This is a genomic window from Scopulibacillus darangshiensis (assembly GCF_004341035.1).
GTDB lineage: Bacteria > Bacillota > Bacilli > Bacillales > Sporolactobacillaceae > Scopulibacillus > Scopulibacillus darangshiensis.
On record NZ_SLXK01000003.1, the window covers coordinates 106,801 to 128,182 of the forward strand.

Consider the following 21,382-nt stretch of genomic DNA (forward strand, 5'->3'; position numbering starts at 1 on the left):
TCATTCCTATATGTTTGTATAGGGTGTGGCTCCTTTTTTGCCTTTATTCCAAATCTCCAAAGAGGGAGAAGAGACATCCATGAATCCCATCGAAGCATTGTGTCAAGAACACACGGCATTGTCACGAACCGATATTGCAATGATTTGTGAGATGTCGGAAACATTGCAGCATACCGCTGATCTGGCCCAGGCAAATTTGTTTATTGATTGTCCCTTAAAGGAAGGACAGCATGCGATTGTTGTAGCCGAAGCGGCGCCGCAAACAGTGCCAACCCTTTATAAAGAACCGGTGGTCGGAAAATTTGCGTATGAATCGTTTGAACCGGCTGTTGCCTATACGCATAATACCGGGAAGCCGGCCACACGCAAACGGGCGATCACTCAAGAAGGGAAAGTCGTTAAGCAAAGTGTAGTGCCGATTAAAAATCAACAGAATGACATTATTGGCTCACTTATCTTAGAGCAGGATATGAGCGAGCAAATTTATCACGAAAACAAAATGAAAGCGCTGTCTCAGACTACGGAGAAATTGAGTGACACCCTGCTTGGTTTAACGGATACGGATTCGATTATTTCGAACACCATTCAGGAATCATTGTTTCTTCTTGATCAAGACCGGCATGTTGTATATGCCAATGCAAGGGGGCTTCAGCTTGCCGCTGAAATGGCAGGAGTTGACCTGCTGGCAGGCCGGACGATCACTGACATTTTCCCTTTCTTGAACAACATCACATTTTCAAAGAAGGAAGTGTCATTAAAGGAAGTCGCCATTGATAAAAACGTTTTTGAAGTGAAGCGGATCCATCTTCAGAAGAACCAAGGTATTCTATTAATTCTGAGGGATTTGACTGAGCTGCGAAATAAGGAAAGGGAATTAATGGTTAAATCAGCGGTTATAAAGGAAATGCATCATCGCATTAAAAACAATCTTCAAACCGTGGCAAGCTTGTTGCGATTGCAAAAACGAAATGTCCCTAAAGAAAGTCAAGGTTATTTTCAGGAAAGCTTAAATCGGATTCTAAGCATCGCTGCGGTTCATGAGGAATTATTGGCGGCGGAGAAATTTGAAGCTATTGACATCCATCACCTATTTAAGCGGATTGGGCGTATGCTGATTCGAAATAAGAGTGATTCAAGTTCACGGATTTCCATGGCATTTGGCGGCAATTCTTTAACATTAAAGTCGGACAAAGCGGTGTCCCTTGCCTTAATTTTTAATGAATTAGTCCAAAATTGCGTCAAACATGCATTCAACGGCTATGGGGAAGGAAAAGTCGTTGTTCACTTTCACCCTTTTGATGATCAGATGGAGATGGTCATTGAAGATAATGGGATTGGTTTCAATCCTTGTGACAAACCAACACTTGGCTTAACAATCGTCCAAGCCATTGCCAATCATGATCTTGAAGGTGATTTTTCGATAGCGAAAGCGGAAATTGGAACGAGAGCGTCCGTTCGTTTTCCGGTCCAAGAGGTGATACCAACATGACAGCTCGAATAGTCTTAGTTGAAGATGAAGTGATCCTTCGTTTGGATGTCAAGAGTTTATTAGAAGATGCCGGGTATGATGTTGTCGGGGAAGCGGGCAATGGTGAGAAGGCCATTGAACTTGCCTACAAACTTAAGCCTGACTTAATCATTATGGATATCAAAATGCCTAAGTTAAATGGGTTAAAGGCAAGCCAAATTATCACAGCTTCTCAGAACATCCCGATCTTGATGCTTACAGCGTACAGTCAAAGGGAATTCATTGCAAAAGCCAAACAGAAAAACATTGTTGGTTATTTGGTAAAGCCAGTTTCTGAAGCCAATTTGATCCCGGCTGTTGAAGTGGCTTTATCGCAGGCAAGTTATGTTCGGGAATGTGAATCGAAAATCGTGGCCCTGAACGGCAAGCTCCAATCACGGAAAGTGGTTGAGCGGGCGAAAGGCATATTAATGAAAGAAAAGTCCTGGGATGAAGATCGCGCCTATCAAAAAATGAGAACAATTAGTATGAATAACCAGATATCGCTGGAAAAAGTAGCAAAAACGATCATAAAGAAATACGAATCCCAAAAACAAGTGAATTAAAGGAAGGCAATGGCGCCTTAGCTGTGCATAAGCAACCCGCACGGCTAGGGCGTTTTTTGTATCAAAAAACAGGAGGGAAGACCTTTGCTGCAAACATTAAATCATATGTGGATTAATGGTGAGAAAGTGAGCTTGGAAGAGACGTTTGAAGTCATCAATCCTGCGAGCGGTGAAGTGATTGATCACGTGCCAAGCGGAGGTGAGAAGGAAACGAGACTTGCTGTCGATGCTGCGTCCGCGGCGTTTGCAACATGGAGCAAGCTCACAGCTAAAGAACGGTCGGGCTATTTATTGAAATGGGCAGATAACCTGGAAGAAAACCGGGATCAGCTTGCCTTAATTTTGACGGAAGAACAAGGCAAGCCCTTATCGGAAGCTAAAGGGGAAATCGAAGGCTCGGCGGAATTTATTCGCTGGTATGCCGAAGAAGGAAAGCGCATTTACGGGGACGTTATCCAGGGTTCGAGTGAAGAACAGCGGATTATGGTGTTTCGCCAACCCGTCGGCGTATGTGGAATGATCACGCCTTGGAATTTCCCCGGTGCAATGATTGCAAGGAAAGCGGCACCGGCCCTAGCCTCCGGATGTACCGTCGTGTTGAAGCCAGCCTCGCAAACGCCAAGAATTGCTATAGCAATGATTGAACAGCTGCTTGCAACAGGTATTCCGGGCGGGGTTGTCAACATTGTGACAGGAAATCCAAGAGTCATTGGTAAAACCCTTTTTGAAGATGAGCGGGTCCGGAAAATATCATTTACCGGTTCGACGCACATTGGCAAACAATTGATGAGGCAAGCAGCTGATCAAGTAAAGCGCATTTCCCTTGAACTTGGCGGCAATGCACCAGTCATTGTCTTCCCGGATGCCGATCTTGATAAGGCGGCCGAAGCGATTGTCGGAAATAAATTCGAAAATTGCGGTCAGATGTGCAACGGGATCAACGTTATCTTTGCCCATCAAGATATTCAAACCGCTTTAACGGAAAAAATCGTGTCTCGCGTTCAAGAGCTTGAAGTTGGCAATGGGAAAGACCCTGTTCAACTTGGTCCGCTAGTATCCGATGATGCCGTCCTCAACGTTGAACAATTAGTTAATGATGCAAGGCAAAAAGGAGCGGACGTGCTTGTCGGCGGATCAAGATTAAAAGATGGCATGTACTCAAGCGGAGCTTTTTATGCGCCGACTGTCCTTACAAACGTCACTCTTGATATGGCAATGACGAAGGAGGAAATTTTCGGTCCGGTAGCACCGATTTTGACTTTCAAAGATGAGAAAGGTGTTCTGCAATTTTCAAGACAAAACCAATGCGGGCTCGCGGCCTATTTCTTTACGAAAGACATTAACCGGGTCTATCGGATGGCAGAAGGACTTGACGTTGGCATGGTTGGGGTTAATGGTACACAGCTTAGCGTTCCGCAAGCACCGTTTGGCGGGATTAAGGAAAGCGGGATGGGAAGAGAAGGGGGCCATTATGGGCTCGATGAATTTCTCGAAGTGAAATATATTTCGTTAACGCTTGAAGACTAATAGAGGGGGAGTCAGAAATGATTGAACAAGAAAATCTTGCTGGATGGACCGCAGGACACCGTCGTAAAGAGGCCGGGTTGATTTCTAAAGAACAATTGCTTGATGATTTGAAGTCGGGTCAGATCGACACTGTCATTTTTGCCTTTTGTGACATGCAAGGGCGATTGATGGGCAAGCGGCTGACTGCTGAGTACTGTCTTGAAAATCAGATTGATAAGGGCACACATTTTTGCAATTATTTGCTTGGCACAGATTTTGACATGAATACACCGCCTGGGTTTAAAGCGGTCAACTGGGCAAAAGGGTACGGTGACTGGACAGCCGTTCCTGATTGGTCGACCCTGCGCATCGTCCCATGGCTCGACAAATCGGCGCTTGTGTTTTGTAATGTGGAAGATGCAGGAACCGGGGCATCGGTATCGGTTGTGCCTCGAAATCTATTAAAAAGCCAATTAAAAAGAGCTGAAGAAAGAGGCTACAGTTTTATGATGGCGAGTGAGCTGGAATTTTACATGTTTAACGAGCCGTTCGAGTCGATTCACGAAAAAGGCTACCAAAATATGAAGCTAGCTGGTCACTATAATGAAGATTATAATTTGCTGCAAGGGACAAGGAATGAACCGTTTTATCAAAAAATCAGACGAGAAATGGCTGCTTGCGGTCTGCCGGTCGAATCTTCGAAAGGGGAAGCTTATTCAGGCCAGCATGAAATCAATCTTCGCTATGGTCAAGCGCTTACCGCTGCCGACAATCACATCATGTTCAAACACGGCATGAAGGAAATTGCGATTCAAGACGGGCTTTCAGTGACGTTTATGGCGAAGCCGGATCATGAGTGGACAGGGTCAAGCGGCCACATCCATATCAGCCTTTGGGATACAGATGAGGAAAACAACCTTTTTTATGATTCGAATGAGGCGGACGATCACATGTCCCAAAAGATGCGTTCATTCTTGGCAGGGGTGCTGGCATACACGAGGGACTTTGCCTTATTTTTTGCACCGCATATCAATTCATACAAACGGTTCCGAACCGAAAGTTGGGCACCGGTGAACATCGCTTGGAGCCATGACAACAGGTCGGCGGGATACAGAATCGTGGGCGACAAGAAAAGCTTAAGACTTGAAACACGGATTCCGGGAGCGGATGTTAATCCATATCTAGCTTACACAGCGCTGATTGCATCCGGTCTATACGGCATCGAACAAGGACTTGAGCTAGCTGATGAGTGCCAAGGCAATGCTTATGAGCTTGATGTGCCAAAGATTCCAGGTTCACTTTATGAAGCCATTCAATGCTTTAAAGAAAGTGATATGGTTAAAACGGTCTTAGGTGAAGACATCTATGAACATTACCTTCATGCTGCCGTTCTGGAGCAGCAAATGTATGACGGTGTTGTCACTGAATGGGAAAGAAAACGTTATTTCGAGCAAGGTTAATTCACTTTTAAATAGATTAACAGCTAAAACACCAAGGAGGAAAAAAACAATGAGATTAGCAGATAAGGTATGTGTTATTACAGGAGCCGGCGGTGGAATGGGGAAAATAGCGGCAAAAATGTTTGCTAAAGAAGGCGGGAAAATTGCCGTATTTGAGTTGAATGAAGAGCGGGGACAGGCGACTGCCGAAGAAATTAAGAAAGCGGGAGGCGAAGCAGCCTTTTTCGGGTGCAATGTCACGGATGAGGAAAGCGTCAAACGAGCCGTGGCGGGGACAGTCCGGGAGTATGGACAAATCGATACATTGTACAACAATGCCGGCATCATGATTGAAGAAGACCATTCTGTCATTGATACATCCGTCGATGTTTGGAATAAAGTCATGGATGTTAATGTCAAAGGGATCTTTCTCGCATCCAAATTTGTCATACCCGAAATGCTGAAAAGGGAATCGGGGTCAATTATTAACATTGCATCCTTTGTCGCGCAAATGGGCTGCAGTGTTCCCCAAGATGCGTATACCGCATCAAAGGGGGCCGTTGTGTCACTGACAAAATCGCTTGCGATCCAGTTCCGTCCGAAAGGAATCAGAACAAATGCGATTTGCCCAGGGCCGATTGAAACACCACTATTAATGGAATGGCTTGTCAAAGATGAGGAAGCGAAGAAAGTGCGGTTAGGCCGCCAGCCAAGCGGACGGTTTGGAAAGCCGGAGGATATCGTCTATTGTGCCATGTATTTAGCCTCAAATGAATCAGATTGGACAAATGGTGCGATTTTAAATGTCGATGGCGGCATTACGGCCAACTATTTTTAATATTAGGAAGGAATCGGACAAGTAAGTTGTTCGATTCCTAAAACCAATGAGGAGTGTGATTCAAGTGAGTGCAAATCAAGGTGAAAACCAGGGACTGCAGAGGGCGTTAAAGCCGATTCACTTATGGGCGATTTCCGTTGGCATGGTGATATCCGGGCAATATTTTGGCTGGAATTATGGGTTTGAGGAAGGGGGCGTTATTGGGTTAATTTTGGCAGCTTTGTTCATGACAATATTTTATACGGCGTTTATGTTCAGTTATGCCGAACTTTCAACATCGATTCCTCATGCAGGAGGGCCATCAGCGTATGCAAGGCGGGCAATGGGGCCGTTTGCCGGATTTATGACCGGCATCGCCGTACTGATTGAGTTTGTGTTTGCTCCTCCTGCAATCGCGGTTTCCACTGGTGCCTACCTTAACTTTTTGTTTCCGGCGGTGAACCCTGTCTATGCAACAGTTCTTGTTTTTATCTTTTTCATCCTGATTAACATGGTTGGAGTAAAGGGAGCTGCCTTAATTGAAATGGTAGCAACGATATTGGCGTTGACTGGACTTGCTATTTACTACGGGGCAGGGGTTTCTCATATAAAGCTTGAGTACATTATCAATGACAACGCGCTGCCACACGGGTTGACGGGCATGTTCATGGCGATTCCGTTTGCGATTTGGTTTTATCTTGCGATAGAAGGCGGAGCAATGGCCGCTGAAGAAGTGAAGAATCCGCAAAAGGACATCCCGAAAGGATTTATTGCCGGGATATCGACTCTTGCCCTATGCACGGTAGGGACATTAATCATTACCGCCGGTCTAGGAGGGGGAATTGGCAAGCCTTCTGACAATCCGCTTCCGGAAGCTCTAACATCAGTCTACGGCGATTCAAGCATTCTTCCAAAATTAGTTGCCTTTATCGGTCTTGCCGGTTTAATTGCTAGTTTGCATGGGATTATAATCGGCTATTCACGGCAAACATTCGCCCTTTCCCGCGCAGGTTATCTGCCAAAGTTTTTATCCAAATTGTCAAAACGCCATGTACCGACATGGGGATTGGTTGTTCCCGGTGCAATCGGGGTTATTGCAGCGGCTAATGCCACTTTTGCCAGCCAATTAATAATACTTGCCGTTTTTGGCGCCGCGATGATGTATTGTTTAACACTCGTGTCATTGTTTATTTTAAGACGGAAAGAACCTAATCTTAACAGACCGTTTAAAGTCTCTTATCCATGGGTCCCCGGCATCGCCATTGTGATGGGTGCGATCTCGTTATTTTGTGTTGTCTATTACAGCATTTTGCCGGAATCCCTGCCGTTATTCAGCCTGAATGTCCCGTTACTAGCCATTGTGGCGATCATTTTCGCTTTCGCTATCGGCTACTACTATTTTGTGGGGCGGCATCGTTTACTTCCAATGGAAGAGGAATTTGGCTTGCTTGACATATTGGATGATGAAGATGCCGAGGAACAGCCGACATATGGAAAAAAGAACACAGGGAATTAAGACAGGAATGTTATAAAATTATTCTTTGAGAAGCATGGGGGATAGAAAATGTCGCAAATTTTAGGGGACAAAGAACAAAAGGAAAAAGAGGCGTTAGTGAAAAAAGTCATGGCATTCAGGAGGCATCTTCACCGCCATCCAGAATTAAGCTTTTCCGAATACAAAACATCCGAATATGTTGCTGAAATATTGGAAGACGCAGGAATTGAAGTGGAGCGGCATGTGGCAGGAACAGGTGTGGTCGGCTTAATTAAGGGGCATGCTCCCGGTAAAACCATCGCGCTGCGGGCGGATATGGACGCGCTTCCTATAGAGGAACAAACTGGATTGGACTTCGCATCCGCAAACTCCGGTGTGATGCATGCATGCGGCCATGATTTCCATATGGCCATTTTGCTTGGGGCCGCCCTTTTTTTAAACGAGAATAAGGAAAAAATTCACGGTGCGGTAAAGCTAATTTTCCAACCCGGGGAGGAGAAATTAACAGGGGCAAAGAAAATGATCGAGGCCGGCGTCCTTGAAAATCCTGCGGTGGATGCGATCATCGCCTTGCACTGTTGGCCGGAATTGCCAGCGGGTATGATCGGGGTAAGAAAAGGGCCGATCACAGCGGCTGCTGATTTTATTGAGATTGACATAAAAGGAAAAGCTGGACACGCCGCCCACCCCGAACAATGTGTTGACCCGATTGTCATTGCCGGGCACATAGTGTCAATCCTTCAAACTGTTATTTCAAGAGAGGTCGCACCCACAGATCCAGCTGTTTTAACGATTGGACAGATTTCAGGTGGCACAGCACCGAATGTTATTCCATCAGAAGTCAAACTTACAGGAATGATTAGAACCGTCAACCCTGAGCTTCAGAAAAAAATGCCAGGCATGATAAAGCGGATTGTCACTAAAGCAGCGGAAAGTATGAACGGTGCAGCGGACGTTAGTTATACGTCTGCAACCCCGCCGTTAATCAGCGATGACAATATGGTAGCACTAATTGACGATGTCGTTACGAACATACTCGGGAAAGACCGCTTAGTGTATCTTGAAAACCCTTCGTTAGGCAGTGAAGATTTTTCATTTTATGCTGAAAATAAACCAGGTGTCCTCTTTCGGTTAGGAACACATAACGAGACCGAAGCGTCAAAGTTCCCTTTGCACAATTCCCGTGTTATTTTTGAAGAAAAGGCCCTCATGACAGGTGTTTCCGTCATAAGTGAGGCAGCAGTCCGCTATTTGATATAAAAATAGGGGCCAGGCCCTGGCCCCTTTTTCAGGCGACAGTATTTTTCTGCATTTGCTGTTCATTTTTTGAAAATACCCTCATTCTCAAAAATGGCATGATCCAGCGATCTAAACCAATTCTAGCGGAATTAAAGCCGGCAATTATAATAATTAATTCAAAAATAACCATTTGAGGATTTGTACTGGTCGCACCGGAAAACATATAAGCAAAGTTCATAGCGAGCCCTAAGAAAGCGGACAAGGTCGTAAATGTGCCTAGAACAAGACCGAGCCCCACTAGAAATTCACCCCAAGGAACCAATACATTGAACAGGCCAATGTTCGGAAGGGCGAATCCATTTAGAAATTCAGCCCACCATGTTTGGACGGACGGGTGTTCCCCTGTTGCTTGTGTGACTGCCCCATGCAAGAAACCGCCTGCATCAAACCCGCCGCTTAATTTACCTAACCCGGCTTGTATCCACTGATATCCTATGTATAGGCGAAGGACCGCCAGTATGCATGAAGCATAAATATTATCTTTCAACCATTTACCCATTTGAGATCGCCACCTTTGCTTTTAATTGATAACGATTATCATTATTAATTAAAATATTGTAAATGTCAATACCCTTAAAAAGAAAAACAAAACTTGATTTTGTCTTAAAATAAGATAATAATTTAAGGAAATACTTACAAACAAAAAGGAGAATGATGGCTATGGCGGAAAAGACATTTAAAGTCGTCGATGAAACTGGGATTCACGCGAGACCGGCAACCCTGCTCGTTAGTGAGGCAAGCAAGTTCCAGGCTGATATTCAACTCGAATATAACGGCCGCAAAGCAAATTTAAAATCAATAATGGGCGTTATGGCAATGGGTGTTCGCCAAGGTGCAGACATCAAGATTATCACTGAAGGCAGTGATGCGGAAGAAGCGCTTGAAGCGATCGATTCGAAACTTAGGAGCACAGGACTCGCTGAATAAAAATATGGCACACAAAAAACAGAACGGCGGATAGATAGCGTTCTGTTTTTTTTGTTATTTGTGCAATTATGGAAATAAAAACGGATAACTGGTCTGGAAGAACAAATGGATAAAAAGAGGAGAGGAAACGTCTTCGTAAAAGGGCGATGAAAGACAAAACGCACCCGGAAATTGTGGGAAATGTCTTTCATGAAGGCGATGAAAGACAAAACGTGTTCGGAAATCGCGGGAAATGTCCTTCATGAGGGTGGCTTTTTTTTGGTTATTCGTCACCCTTTCCTTACTGTTCACTTTTCCTATATGATGAGAATACTAACTAGATTTTCATTCGGCCTTTATTTTATGACTCGGGTGGTTTTATATTTATGACTCAGACACTGAAAAAACCTTGGCTGCTTATCGTGACGGTAGCTCTTGGAACACTTTTGAATCCGCTGAATTCATCAATGATTGCAGTAGCTTTGACAAGAATGCAAGAGGATTTTAATTTGGATTTTACTGACTTATCCTGGCTGATCTCCACATTTTATTTGGCGAGCGCGGTTGCACAACCCGTCATGGGGAAGCTAGGCGATATGTTTGGCTATAAGCGTCTATTCCTAATGGGATTAATTCTCGTTGCTGCAGCATCAGTCTTTGCCCCTATGTCGCCAAGCTACGGATTGCTGCTTGTCTTTCGAATGCTACAAGCTGTAGGAAGCTCGGCCCTTTTTCCAAGCGGTATGGCGATGATCCGAGCAAGTATTACAAAGCATCAGGCGAAGGCGCTTTCGGTGCTGGCTGTTTTTTCATCAACATCGGCTGCTTTTGGTCCGTCAATTGGCGGCTTCTTAATCCACTCTTGGGATTGGCAAGCGATCTTTTTTATCAACTTTCCGTTTATTATTGCATCGTTTTTGTTATCCATTTTTGTTTTGCCAGGTGGTCGAAGGGTTCATATAGAGCTGAAAAGAATCGACTTCGGAGGCATCGCTTTATTCATTGTCAGCATTGTGATGATTCTGTTGTTCTTGCTTTCATTTTCGGGACATATCCGCTGGTGGACGCTTCTTGTCGCGATTGTCGCCGTCATTTGCTTTTATTTTTATGAAAAGAGGCGGAAGGAGCCTTTTATTGACCTTTCTTCATTAAAAGCGAACGTTAACGTCTCGTTTATCTATTTGCAATTTATCCTGGTAAACTTAATTTTTTACACGATTTTCTTTGGGATCCCCACCTTCCTTCAGCAAGCTCAGCATTATAATGAAAGGGATACAGGGCTAATTATGCTTGCGGTTGCGGGATTTGGCGTCGTGATTTCACCAGCAGCCGGCCAGTGGATCGACAGGAGCGGTTCAAAACCGCCGCTTTTGGTCGGAGCTGTCACCATTTTAGCTGGGACGGCCATGCTTCTGACTGTTCATGATGACACATCGATTTGGTGGATGATTGTTGTTTTATCTGTCTTTGGCATCAGTAATGGCTTTAACAACATATCCATGCAGACAGCGCTCTACTCTTTTGTTAAGGCTGAAGAAACCGGTTCGGCTTCGGGGCTGTTTATGACGAGCCGTTATATGGGGACCATCCTTTCCTCGAGCTTAATTGGCATCTTTTTTAGTGAGAAAATTAACAGCAGTCATTTGCATATCATCGCTTATATCTGCCTAGCCGCAAGTTTGTTGATTTTAATTCTCACCATTAGGATGCCCGGAACCCATCGGCAAAGGGTGATAAAGGGGAGGGCACCCCGTAGGAATAATTGAGTTAATCAAGAAAACCTGTTATGATGTAAGAAGCATTTATTGTTTAAAATTGTAAAAGAATGCTAGAAGAAATACTTATTAACAACAGGAGGTGGCTGCCATGCTTGAAGCGCTGTTTAACATACCAAATGATCCCGCATTTTACACCTTGACATTGACGTTGTTTTTCAGCTTGTCATTAAGCGTGACATGGACCTTTCTGTTCAAATATTATGATTCAGATTCCCTGAGGCATCCTAAGTTTGTTGATGCAAAATATAGTGCCAGACTGGACGCGCAAAATCACATCGCCACAAATAACTCGGTCCGGGATTGGATTTCGCAATATATAAAAAGAAAGGTAAGTCCTGGCGACGATTCGGACGATCATCATTTCCTCCTCAATATCTCATAAAATGCAAACATTATTTTGAGGAGGACGATTATGATAGGTTTTTTCCATCACTATTTTGTTGAACCCTTTGCAAGTCTGATTCACCTTACCGCATCATTCTTTGATGGCAGCTATGGTATGGCAATTATTATCATCACGCTGGTGATTCGCCTGATCCTTTCACCATTTATGCTGAAGCAATATAAGAATCAACAGCAGATGAGAGTGAAGATGGACCTCATCAAGCCGGAAATGGATGAGATTAAGAAACGCATGAAGGAAGAAAAGGATCCCGCGGTTCAAAGGAAAATGCAACAAGAAATGCTTGAGCTTTATAAGAAGCACAATATGAGTCCGTTATCTTTCGGTTGCCTGCCGATCTTGATTCAAATGCCGATACTCATGGGCTTCTATTACGCCATTCGTGGGTCTAAGGAGATAGCGTCCCATACATTCCTATGGTTTAATTTGGGACATCCCAATATTATTTTGGCGATTGTGGCAGGTATTATATACTATCTGCAATTTAAAGTGCAGCAGTCTAATATGCCCAAAGCACAGGCACAATCGATGAAATGGATGGGCTTGATTTCACCGATCATGATTTTGTTTGTATCTATTAATGCGCCTGCTGCCCTGCCGTTATATTGGTCTGTTGGCGGCCTGTTCCTGATTGGACAAACACTCTTTGCTAAGGCATATTTGACCAAAAAGGAACCTGAAAAAGCGATTCAAACATAAAGAAAACTTGGCTTATCGCCAAGCTTTAATGGCGAAAGCCTTAGTTGCCCTTATACTTTATTCCGCTTTTTTGCTTTAGCGAACTTAAACATTCTTAAAGTATAAAGAAAGACCCAGAAGCCGGGGGAGAACCCGCTTCTGGGTTTTTTTAGTTAATCAGAAAGTATAACTTTCTGACGCACATAAGGGCAACTAAGCCTTTGGCTACGCCTATTAAAGGCTTGCCAATCGGCAAGTTTTCTTTAGGTTAGGCAACCATTAAAGGCTTTTCAGCAGCAGTTTCTTCAACAATGGTGTGATATAGCTAGGGATATCCGCGATGGTTGGGATCACCAGGCTTTGATTTCCATAAATCGTGGCCATTGTTTCTTTCTCTCTCTCCTGCGGCTCGCCATTTGATAAAAAGACACCGATCACTTCAATGCCTCTTCTTCTTGCCTCAATGACCGCTTCATGTGTATCGACTATACCGTTTTCGCTGTATGAAAAGGCTGAAGGTTCACCATCGGTAAAAATAAGCAGAACCTTGCGCTTTTCCTGCCTTCGGACTAGTGCCCTGACAGCAAGCCTAATGGCAAATCCGTCACGGTTATCTTCCTCCGGTTCCAGTTGCATCATGTGTGGCCCTTGTCCTGGAATCAGGGAACGATCATAGCTGATGACTTGGTAAAATGTGTTGGGTTGTTCTTGATCATCGGCAGACAGGGCATCCTCCCAAAATCCTGTAACAGAATGGGGAATATTGAGAGATCGGAGTGTCTCATGAAACAATGTCAGACCGGCTTTTGTTTCATCCATTTTATCAAACATTGATGCCGAACAATCGACAAGCAGGGAAAAGGCGGCATCCCATTGATTCGATTCCTCCTCCTTTTTATAAAAAAGGCGGGGGTTGTCATCCGTAAGAACTCTCAGCAATTTTTTATTTAAGCGGCCAAAATGCAGATCTGTCCTCGGGGCGGTGTGCTTTTGCTCAATCGCTTTCTTGATTGACTGCTGTAGCGGCTTTTGGACAGGTAAAATGTCTGCTTTGATGGCCTTATAGACATCAATTTCTTCAGGAGTGGGTTTCCTCCGTGGTTTCATAATGGCTTTTGCACGGCGGTTTGCGTCACCCAAGCTTTGGGATGATGATAATTTGGCAATGGGTTTGTCACCGCTATCCAACCCTTCCTGATCATCATAATTCTTCCCGTCGGAATCACGGGATGCCCCTTGTACACCCGCAAAAGCTTGATCACCGGAATCTCCTTGTCTTTCCCCTTCACCGATCAAATCTGTTTTCGTCCCTTCATCAAGGTCGAACTGCAGCATACTGTCACCTTCTTGCTCCTGTTCTTGCTGCCATGTTGGCATTTTTTCCTCATGCGCATCCTTTTCTTCTTTGTCTTCCGTTTCTTTAGACGTTGTACTCGCCAGTTCATTTTTCTTCTGACTAGGAGATTTGTCATCAGCTTGATTATGACTTTCTTCATGCATTGTAAAGTAGGATGCTGTCATATCGCCAAAGTCATCTGAAAGCTCTTCACAAAAGAACTGCACAGCTTTTTCAACCGCTTTTGTGTCAGGGAGTTCCCGGCAATGAAGGGCGACTTCCCTCATAGCTGGCTTGTACTTTGCGATTGCTCCGGGCAGGATCGTGGGTTTTTCTATCAGCTGAAGATAGAACGCGCAAAACAAAACATCAAGCCATTCTTTGCGTTCCTTATGATAGTTATAGCGCTCACGGAACCTTCTTTGGAATAAATCACGTCTAGCCTGAAAAGCATGGATCATGCCTGGGCGTTTCGCAAGAGCAGCTTCCTCAATTCTAATATCTTCTAAAAGACAGAACAGCTGCTTCCTAAAAGAGGGGGTGACCATTTGTTTTAGCTTATCAAAATAATCATTCACAATATGATAATCGGTAAAATGGGCATTTCCGAAAGCACGCAAATAAATATCACTTTTCATGCCATCTATTGAATGATTGTCAAGAAGGCGTGTCCAATAATGACTGACTGTAACAAGGTCCTGATCCTTTTTATAGTAGGAATGGAACGCAAAATCGACTTCCAAGCTACTGGAATGAGCTAGAGTTTTGGCCAAGTCGGTCAATTTTATTTTCAAAAAAGGATCGACGCGTTTTTCCATAAAATCAAGGAATTTCATTCGGTTTCATCCTTTAAACGATTCTGGGGATGAGACATCCTCATCGCCCAAATATCGTTTCACTAATATTGGCAACTGCCGCTTTTTCCCGGGTCTCATCCAATTTATCAACAATCGCCCGGCGGATCGCCCGCTGCGGCGGCATGTAGACAGATAAATCGCAAGCATCCAATAGAGATCGGGTTGAGGCGCCTTCCTCAGAAATTTGTCCTTCTTTTACCTTTGATGTCAAATCATGGCTGAGCGCCACAAATTGAGCAAGAAGGTCCTCTTCATCAAGCAGGGATTGGGATTTTAGCATCATCTTAAGGGCATCACCCTGCAGATATGGGACGTCAATCACAACAAAGCGATTTTTCAATGCCTCGTTCAACGGAGTGGTGCCGACATAACCTTCATTAATCGCCGCGATCACACCAAAATCGTTTTCCGCCCTTACCGTTTCACCCGTAAAAGGGTTTAAAACCATTCTTCTGTAATCAAGTGCCCCATTTAGAATGGGCAGTGTTTCGGCCTTGGCCATATTGATTTCGTCAATATAGAGAAGGTGTCCCTTCTTCATTGCCAGCTCTACCGGTCCTGAGACGAAGGTGATATGTGCTTTGCCTTCTTCATCGTAAGTCAGCGTTTTATAGCCCAAAAGCGCTTCAGCATCCAAATCAACAGAGCAGTTGATAGAATGCATCGGCTGATGAAAAAGATAGGATAAATGTTCAGCTAATTTGGTTTTGCCTGAACCGGTGGGTCCCTTCAAAAGCACGTTTTTCCCTAAGGAAAGGGCGATGGCAGCATCTGTTATAATTTTTTCGTCCGGTGCGGTGTAGCCTTTATTGCCAATGAGACCAAGGTCTTCAGCACCTGTTTTTTTTCGGTTCTCTTCATTTATACTAAATACCCGGTCTTTGATTACTGAGGGTAAATCATGTAAATCCATTTGTTGGTCAAGCATGGTGAATCCTCCATTTCCATGTTCCAAAAGTCAATCATATCATACTATAAGTGAATGGTTGGATGCCATTTATCAAAATTTCAACCTGTTGCCACAAGAATGACACCAATGACCATTAAACTAGCAAAAAGAATTTGCTTTTTGCCTGCACTTTCTTTAAGGAAGACCACCCCGAATATGACACCTATTAATATACTAACCTCTCTGATAGGAGCGATATGACTGACCGGTGCTATCGCAAGCGCTGTTAAAACGAGTATGTAGGCTAAGGAACTTAATGTCCCGACACCAAGTGCGTGCCACCTATAATGATGCCACACAGCCTTTATCTTATCTCTTTGCAATAATGCTGAAGGGGTTAGAAGAATGAATTGTCCAAGGGTATTGAAATAATCGTAAATGAGCGGTGCGATGAGAAGGGTGCTGACGGCGTATTTGTCCCAAACTGTATACATTCCGATAAACAGACTGACTAATAAGCCATAGGCCACACCTGTAAGGTTGGCATGGCCTTTTATCACATTCATGCCTCCGGAAATCAAAAACACGGAGAGCACGATGATGACAGTGCCTGATAAAACAACCAGCGAAGGCCGTTCATTGTAAAAAATAACAGCCAAACCCGTGGCGATCATCGGTCCGACGCCTCTTGCTATAGGATAGACAACTGAAAAGTCACTTTTAGCATACCCTTTTTGCAAGGTTAAAAAATAGAAAATGTGAATGATCGTTCCGATGGTAACAAAAAGCCAGTCAATTGTACTGAAATGAGGCTTAGTCCATATAACTAAGCCAATGGCAAGGGGGGTGTAAATGACCGTGCCCATCAAAGTCAGCAGCCAAATAAAGATATGACCGCCGCCCGCTTTCTTGGAAATGAGATTCCATGTTGCGTGAATAATTGACGAAAGCAGGACCAATACCAAAGCTAACGTGTCCACGAGTGTCACATCCTAACTTCTAAAATGCGATTTTGGGATTATATATTTAATTGATATGTTGCGCCGAAGACCTCTATTATTTGCTTTTGGCCATTCCCTGAAACAGCGGCTAAAAAGGGACGCTCCCCTCGTGTATGCAAGACATCTTTAACCACTCCGGGACCGATTGGCGTGCAAAATATAAGGCGGGTCCCTTCCAGATCGACCTCGGCACATTCAGCTTGGAGCAGGGTGTTTTTACATTTTTGGGTGACACGTAAATCAAACCAGTTTTCCCAGTTCGATAAGGTCTTCTCCAAATCATGAACAGCGACAGCCACCCTTTCCAGTGATGCCCTTTGGGCAGCATGTTGCTTAAGTATGCCCTGGCATTTAAGAGCTGCTCTGCGGTCTTGATCAGACTGCTGCCAATCAATGATAAATGGCAAGTTGTATCGGTCTGGGGATGCCGGATCTTCGATGAAAAGCATCGTCCATTCTAAGAGTGTCCCATCACTTTTCTTACGGCTGCCAGCGACAGGTCCATGACATACGAGACCCCTGCTTTTAAGTTCAGCTGCTGTTTTTGCCATATTATTGGTCCTTAATGCGATCCGGTAAAAGCCTTCCCCTGACGCTTGTTCGGCCACCAGTTGCTGGATAAGGGTGTTATCCTGAACACTGCCCGCAATGTCCTTGTTATCGAAACCAATCCATTCAATATAGGACAAATCAAAATGGCAGATGCCGTTGTATGTCCCCCAATTAGGATGGCGGCCGCCGTTCAACGCATGGAAACCGAGCGCTTGCAGTTTTTGTACTGCTTTTTCCGGCCTTTCAGTCATATGGACAAGGTGGTCAAATGATAATGTCATGTCAATTCCTCCTTTTTCGTGCCTGGCACTAAAAAAAAAGATTGCTCACTAAAGTGTTGTAACCTATAATAAGTATAGTAGTTTAGTAGATATAATGAAATAATGATTTGAGAACAGGCTCAGCAAAGTAATATTTGCTGATTAAAAGGGAAGCCCGGTGAAAGTCCGGCACGGTCCCGCCACTGTAAATGCGAGCAACCTACCAAAAAGCGTCACTGTCATTTTTTTAAATGTATGGGAAGGCGTAGGAAGTGATGACCATGAGTCAGGAGACCTGCCTGTTCGAAAACGCCAAAAACCTACGAGGATAGGAAGGTGGTACAGCGGACGGATATTACTGGAAAGGACCCAGTATTTACATTTGCGCAGGCCAGCATCTCCTATAAGGGGATGTTTTTTAATTTGCAAAATTTTAACATATATTCATAATGAGGAGCTATCACATGAAAAAACGATTATGGTTACTGCCAATATTCCTAATTATCCTTGTCCTTGCAGCTTGCGGGGGGCAAAAAACAGAAGGCCAGTCAGATAAAAAGGCCGAAAGTCAGAAGCATGCCGAACAATCCAAGCAAGAGTTTCCGGTGACGGTAACGGATGCGAACGGCAAAAAGCTTACTATAAAAGAAAAACCCAAACGGATCGTTTCCCTTATTCCCAGCAATACTGAAACAGCGTTTGCCCTAGGTCTTGGTAAAAAAATTGTCGGTGTGTCCGATTATGATAATTATCCTAAAGCAGCGGCAAGCAAAGAAAAAGTTGGCGGCAAGGATATTAATATTGAGAAGGTCGTTTCTTTAAAACCGGATCTTGTTCTGGCTACTGCTTCTAATGCCCATAATTCAAGTGCTGGGTTGAAACAACTGCGTCAAGCCGGCATTGAAGTTCTCGTGGTTAATGATGCGGCATCATTTGCAGATGTCTATAAATCTATTCATTTGATTGCCAAAGCAACTGGAACAGGAAAAAAGGCTAAAGAAATTATTGATGGCATGAAAGAAAAAGTCGCAGAAATAAAAGTGAAGGCTGATAAGATCCCGAAGCAGGATCGTGTAAAGGTATGGATCGAAGTCTCAGCTCCGCCAAATATTTTTACAGCCGGCTCAGGGACGTTCATGGATGAAATGCTTGATATTATAAATGCCAAGAATATTGCAGCTGAAAAAAAAGGCTGGGTGAAATATTCAGGTGAATCGGTTGTAAAAGCCAATCCGGATGTCATTGTGCTGACATATGGTTATTATGTTAAAGGCGCAGTTAAGCAGGTCTATAACCGAAGCGGTTGGAGCGGCGTCTCCGCTGTTAAAAATAAAAGGGTATATAATGTAGAATCAGATCTCGTTTCTCGTTCGGGCCCAAGGCTTGCCGAGGGATTAGAAAAAATGGCCGAGGCGGTTTACCCGGACGTTTTCAAAAAATAAGCTATGTTAAATTCAGTGATTGCCGCAACATTTGCAGTTCTTTTAGACAAGATGATCGGCGACCCAAAATGGCTGCCGCATCCAGTGATTTTGATCGGCAAAATAATCAGTTTGTTTGACCAGAAATGGAATAAAGGGGCCTGCAGGAAGATCAAAGGGATGTTATTTCTCGCTATCTTAATTCTGATTGTATTTATAGCAGCTTATGCCATATTAACCGCTGCCTACCGGATTCATCCCATGATTGGGATAATCATCGAAACGGTGATGATTGCAACAACCATTGCCCAAAAGGGATTGAAGGATGCAGCATTGAACGTTTACAAACCGCTCGCCCGCGGGGAGATAAATCAGGCTCGAAGGGACTTAAGTATGATAGTTGGCAGAGATACAGAAGGGCTTGCTGAGCAAGAAATTACCCGGGGTGCGATCGAAACTGTCGCTGAAAATACAAGTGACGGCATCACGGCACCGCTGTTCTGGGCCATGGTCGGCGGGGGTCCGTTTGCGATGATCTATAGAGCTGTTAACACGTGTGACTCAATGGTTGGCTACAAAAATAAGACGTACGAACAATTTGGATTTGCCTCTGCCAAAATGGATGATATTCTCAACTGGATTCCAAGCAGGGTGACAAGTCTGTTAATGGTCATAGTCAATCGTCCGGCGGCAGGCCAAACTCGCAAGGCGTGTTGGATGGTTGTAAAAAGGGATGCGAAGAAGCATCCAAGTCCAAACAGCGGCTGGGGAGAGACGGCAGTGGCCGCTCTTCTCGGCATCCAATTGGGAGGGGAAAATCGCTACCAAGGGGTTGTCTCAAACCGGGCTGTTATGGGCAGAAAGCTTGTTTCATTACAAAAGGAACATATTATTAAGTCTATTGCGATTATGAATAGCACAACGATTTTTTTCGTCATGTTTCTTTGGGTGATGACTGGTTTGTCGCTGCTTATTTATAATTGGATGGGAGTTGTCCTGCAATGAAGCTGCCGGCACACGGCGCAAATCCAACACACCTTTTGGAGGCGCTTGGCTTAGAACAGACAAACCATGCTTTGGATTTTAGCGTTAATATCAATCCATTGGGTCCGCCCGCGATTCTTAAAACAGTGTGGCATGAATTATATCAACACATTTCGGGATACCCGGATCCAAACGCTAGGGAGCTAAGGGACCTGATATCTCAAGAAACAGGGTTGAAATCAACACAGATATTGGCGGGGAATGGGGCAGCAGAACTGATCCAGCTGCTGGCAAGATTTTTAACCGGGAGCGAGGTTCTCGTCGTTGATCCCACGTTTTCTGAATACGCATCATCTTGCAAATCACTCCATTGTCGGATTGAATCCTTTGCCCTCTCTGAAAAGGAGAGGTGGCAATTAAGAGCTGATCTGATATTACCACATTTACAAGGGAAGAGGGCACTGTTTCTTTGTCACCCCAATAATCCAACAGGCGCCATCTATTCCTATTCCGAAATCTTAAAACTTATTCAAGGAGCACAGAAGGCTGGCGTTATGGTCATCATTGACGAAGCCTTTTACGATTTTTGTGAGAACGATATCACAGTTGCCCCGCTCGTCAAACTGTACAAAAATTTAATTGTGCTTCGATCCTTGACGAAAATGTATGCCATTGCCGGTATCAGGCTCGGTTATCTCCTGGCTGATGAACAAGTTATTAATAAGCTTAAAGCCTGCCAGCCGCAGTGGAGTGTTAACGCCTTAGCACAGTCGATCGGCAAAATGTGCATACAAGACCAAGAGCACCGAAAAACGACAGTGGATTATATAGCTCAAGAGAGAGACCGTGTCACAACCCGCCTCAGGGAACTTGATTATGTCATCTCTGACAGCTCGGTCAATTACTTTCTTTTTCGAGACCGAAAAAAACAGCGGTTGGATCATTTAATTGTCTATCTTATTAAAAACGGTGTCATTCCTAGACATACAGCTAATTTCATCACTTTGGATAATCAATATTTAAGATTTTCTATTAAAATGAAGGAAGAAAATGATCAATTGCTTGCCATTCTAGAGAAGTGGCGCTATGACAGTTTCGTAGACAAAAGGGTGTGATCATAATACTTATATTTGTTACCGGAGGGGTAAGAAGCGGCAAAAGTTCTTTTTCGGAAAAGCTTGCCGTTCAGACAGCTCCAGATTCTGACCATTTGCATCTTATTGCAACGAGTGAAAACAATGACAAAGAAATGGCTGATAGAATTAGGCATCACCGGGAACTGCGACAGTATAGCGGAGTGGAGTGGCAAACATGGGAACAGCCGCGCGCGCTTAATGAATTGGCTAATCGCTTCAATTCAGATGATGTTATCCTGCTTGATTGCTTAACGACATGGTTAAGCAATCAACTCTTCGACCCTGGATTAGACGAGACCGAATGGAAAAGGGAAGCTTTCCAGAAAGATGTGTACACAGATATTTTGGATAGTATAAAAGCAATTGAAGAGAATGGCTCAATGCTTATCATTGTTTCGAATGAACTATTCTTCGACCCGCCTGCAAACCATCACGGCGTCACGGTTTACCTTAGGCTATTAGGGCTTCTGCATCAACAGCTTGTTTCGATTTGTGACCAAGCTTTTCTGATAGAAAATGGCTGTCCCGTGAAAATGAAAGGTTAGCGCCATT

Annotated in this window: 20 protein-coding genes and 1 riboswitch; of the genes, 15 read left to right on the forward strand and 5 right to left on the reverse strand. The window is 44.2% G+C overall.

Annotated elements, in window-relative coordinates; genetic code table 11:
• The first annotated feature begins 79 nt into the window (after positions 1-79).
• The 7 genes from EV207_RS03790 (at position 80) to EV207_RS03820 (ending at position 8,590) form a co-directional block, all read left to right on the forward strand.
• Complete coding sequence (locus EV207_RS03790) at positions 80-1,489, forward strand: sensor histidine kinase (RefSeq protein WP_132743808.1); 1,410 nt, start codon at positions 80-82, stop codon at positions 1,487-1,489.
• Positions 1,486-2,073 carry an ANTAR domain-containing response regulator gene (locus EV207_RS03795; RefSeq protein ID WP_132743810.1) on the forward strand — a complete coding sequence of 196 codons (588 nt, stop codon included), beginning with the start codon at positions 1,486-1,488 and terminating at the stop codon, positions 2,071-2,073. The genes EV207_RS03790 and EV207_RS03795 overlap by 4 nt, the downstream gene beginning before the upstream one ends.
• 84 nt (positions 2,074-2,157) lie before the next feature.
• Entirely contained in the window at positions 2,158-3,600 is a 1,443-nt protein-coding gene (locus EV207_RS03800; protein ID WP_279389162.1) for an NAD-dependent succinate-semialdehyde dehydrogenase, read from the forward strand.
• A gap of 17 nt (positions 3,601-3,617) precedes the next feature.
• Positions 3,618-5,039, forward strand: coding sequence for a glutamine synthetase family protein (locus tag EV207_RS03805; RefSeq protein WP_132743812.1), 1,422 nt, complete (start codon positions 3,618-3,620; stop codon positions 5,037-5,039).
• A 49-nt stretch (positions 5,040-5,088) separates the two neighbouring features.
• A complete protein-coding gene (locus EV207_RS03810; RefSeq protein ID WP_132743814.1) occupies positions 5,089-5,856 on the forward strand; it encodes an SDR family NAD(P)-dependent oxidoreductase in 768 nt (255 codons plus the stop codon).
• A 64-nt stretch (positions 5,857-5,920) separates the two neighbouring features.
• Positions 5,921-7,351: an ethanolamine permease gene (gene eat / locus EV207_RS03815; RefSeq protein ID WP_279389163.1), complete on the forward strand. Its 1,431-nt coding sequence runs from the start codon at positions 5,921-5,923 to the stop codon at positions 7,349-7,351.
• A 48-nt stretch (positions 7,352-7,399) separates the two neighbouring features.
• Entirely contained in the window at positions 7,400-8,590 is a 1,191-nt protein-coding gene (locus EV207_RS03820; protein ID WP_132743818.1) for a M20 metallopeptidase family protein, read from the forward strand.
• Positions 8,591-8,618: 28 nt separating this feature from the next.
• Here the strand turns inward: EV207_RS03820 and EV207_RS03825 are convergent, their stop codons facing one another.
• Positions 8,619-9,128 carry a DoxX family protein gene (locus EV207_RS03825; RefSeq protein WP_132743820.1) on the reverse strand — a complete coding sequence of 170 codons (510 nt, stop codon included), beginning with the start codon at positions 9,126-9,128 and terminating at the stop codon, positions 8,619-8,621.
• 161 nt (positions 9,129-9,289) lie between these two features.
• Here EV207_RS03825 and EV207_RS03830 point away from each other — a divergent pair, with 161 nt between their 5' ends.
• The 4 genes from EV207_RS03830 (at position 9,290) to yidC (ending at position 12,415) form a co-directional block, all read left to right on the forward strand.
• Positions 9,290-9,556 (forward strand): phosphocarrier protein HPr, encoded by a 267-nt coding sequence (locus EV207_RS03830; protein WP_132743822.1) that lies wholly within the window; start codon positions 9,290-9,292, stop codon positions 9,554-9,556.
• 365 nt (positions 9,557-9,921) lie between these two features.
• A complete protein-coding gene (locus EV207_RS03835) occupies positions 9,922-11,301 on the forward strand; it encodes an MFS transporter (protein ID WP_132743824.1) in 1,380 nt (459 codons plus the stop codon).
• 100 nt (positions 11,302-11,401) lie between these two features.
• Entirely contained in the window at positions 11,402-11,695 is a 294-nt protein-coding gene (locus tag EV207_RS03840; RefSeq protein WP_132743826.1) for a hypothetical protein, read from the forward strand.
• 30 nt (positions 11,696-11,725) lie between these two features.
• Positions 11,726-12,415 carry a membrane protein insertase YidC gene (gene yidC / locus EV207_RS03845; protein WP_132743828.1) on the forward strand — a complete coding sequence of 230 codons (690 nt, stop codon included), beginning with the start codon at positions 11,726-11,728 and terminating at the stop codon, positions 12,413-12,415.
• Positions 12,416-12,673: 258 nt separating this feature from the next.
• Here the strand turns inward: yidC and EV207_RS03850 are convergent, their stop codons facing one another.
• The 4 genes from EV207_RS03850 to EV207_RS03865 form a co-directional block, all read right to left on the reverse strand.
• Positions 12,674-14,566, reverse strand: coding sequence for a vWA domain-containing protein (locus EV207_RS03850; protein ID WP_132743830.1), 1,893 nt, complete (start codon positions 14,564-14,566; stop codon positions 12,674-12,676).
• Positions 14,567-14,606: 40 nt separating this feature from the next.
• Positions 14,607-15,515, reverse strand: a complete 909-nt coding sequence (locus tag EV207_RS03855) for an ATP-binding protein (RefSeq protein WP_132743832.1) — start codon at positions 15,513-15,515, stop codon at positions 14,607-14,609.
• Positions 15,516-15,595: 80 nt separating this feature from the next.
• Positions 15,596-16,456 carry a DMT family transporter gene (locus EV207_RS03860; RefSeq protein ID WP_165886825.1) on the reverse strand — a complete coding sequence of 287 codons (861 nt, stop codon included), beginning with the start codon at positions 16,454-16,456 and terminating at the stop codon, positions 15,596-15,598.
• 38 nt (positions 16,457-16,494) lie between these two features.
• A complete protein-coding gene (locus tag EV207_RS03865; RefSeq protein WP_132743836.1) occupies positions 16,495-17,310 on the reverse strand; it encodes a VOC family protein in 816 nt (271 codons plus the stop codon).
• A gap of 98 nt (positions 17,311-17,408) precedes the next feature.
• Positions 17,409-17,606, forward strand: a riboswitch (cobalamin riboswitch).
• A gap of 147 nt (positions 17,607-17,753) precedes the next feature.
• Between EV207_RS03865 and EV207_RS03870 the strand changes: the two genes are divergently transcribed.
• From EV207_RS03870 to EV207_RS03885, 4 genes are read left to right on the forward strand one after another with little or no spacing between them, the layout of a single operon-like run.
• Positions 17,754-18,731 (forward strand): ABC transporter substrate-binding protein, encoded by a 978-nt coding sequence (locus tag EV207_RS03870; protein ID WP_207902911.1) that lies wholly within the window; start codon positions 17,754-17,756, stop codon positions 18,729-18,731.
• Positions 18,732-18,734: 3 nt separating this feature from the next.
• Positions 18,735-19,715: an adenosylcobinamide-phosphate synthase CbiB gene (gene cbiB, locus EV207_RS03875; protein WP_132743840.1), complete on the forward strand. Its 981-nt coding sequence runs from the start codon at positions 18,735-18,737 to the stop codon at positions 19,713-19,715.
• Complete coding sequence (gene cobD / locus EV207_RS03880) at positions 19,712-20,809, forward strand: threonine-phosphate decarboxylase CobD (protein ID WP_132743842.1); 1,098 nt, start codon at positions 19,712-19,714, stop codon at positions 20,807-20,809. Before cbiB ends, cobD begins: the two co-directional genes overlap by 4 nt.
• Complete coding sequence (locus tag EV207_RS03885) at positions 20,806-21,375, forward strand: bifunctional adenosylcobinamide kinase/adenosylcobinamide-phosphate guanylyltransferase (RefSeq protein WP_132743844.1); 570 nt, start codon at positions 20,806-20,808, stop codon at positions 21,373-21,375. The genes cobD and EV207_RS03885 overlap by 4 nt, the downstream gene beginning before the upstream one ends.
• Positions 21,376-21,382: the final 7 nt, after the last annotated feature.

Bases quoted from the DNA above. Each gene is read 5' to 3' on its own strand.
- EV207_RS03790 (WP_132743808.1), top strand. From the start codon at position 80: ATGAATCCCATCGAAGCATTGTGTCAAGAACACACGGCATTGTCACGA.
- EV207_RS03795 (WP_132743810.1), top strand. From the start codon at position 1,486: ATGACAGCTCGAATAGTCTTAGTTGAAGATGAAGTGATCCTTCGTTTG.
- EV207_RS03805 (WP_132743812.1), top strand. From the start codon at position 3,618: ATGATTGAACAAGAAAATCTTGCTGGATGGACCGCAGGACACCGTCGT.
- EV207_RS03810 (WP_132743814.1), top strand. From the start codon at position 5,089: ATGAGATTAGCAGATAAGGTATGTGTTATTACAGGAGCCGGCGGTGGA.
- EV207_RS03820 (WP_132743818.1), top strand. From the start codon at position 7,400: ATGTCGCAAATTTTAGGGGACAAAGAACAAAAGGAAAAAGAGGCGTTA.
- EV207_RS03825 (WP_132743820.1), bottom strand. From the start codon at position 9,128: ATGGGTAAATGGTTGAAAGATAATATTTATGCTTCATGCATACTGGCG.
- EV207_RS03830 (WP_132743822.1), top strand. From the start codon at position 9,290: ATGGCGGAAAAGACATTTAAAGTCGTCGATGAAACTGGGATTCACGCG.
- EV207_RS03835 (WP_132743824.1), top strand. From the start codon at position 9,922: ATGACTCAGACACTGAAAAAACCTTGGCTGCTTATCGTGACGGTAGCT.
- EV207_RS03840 (WP_132743826.1), top strand. From the start codon at position 11,402: ATGCTTGAAGCGCTGTTTAACATACCAAATGATCCCGCATTTTACACC.
- yidC (WP_132743828.1), top strand. From the start codon at position 11,726: ATGATAGGTTTTTTCCATCACTATTTTGTTGAACCCTTTGCAAGTCTG.
- EV207_RS03850 (WP_132743830.1), bottom strand. From the start codon at position 14,566: ATGAAATTCCTTGATTTTATGGAAAAACGCGTCGATCCTTTTTTGAAA.
- EV207_RS03855 (WP_132743832.1), bottom strand. From the start codon at position 15,515: ATGCTTGACCAACAAATGGATTTACATGATTTACCCTCAGTAATCAAA.
- EV207_RS03865 (WP_132743836.1), bottom strand. From the start codon at position 17,310: ATGACATTATCATTTGACCACCTTGTCCATATGACTGAAAGGCCGGAA.
- EV207_RS03870 (WP_207902911.1), top strand. From the start codon at position 17,754: ATGAAAAAACGATTATGGTTACTGCCAATATTCCTAATTATCCTTGTC.
- cbiB (WP_132743840.1), top strand. From the start codon at position 18,735: ATGTTAAATTCAGTGATTGCCGCAACATTTGCAGTTCTTTTAGACAAG.
- cobD (WP_132743842.1), top strand. From the start codon at position 19,712: ATGAAGCTGCCGGCACACGGCGCAAATCCAACACACCTTTTGGAGGCG.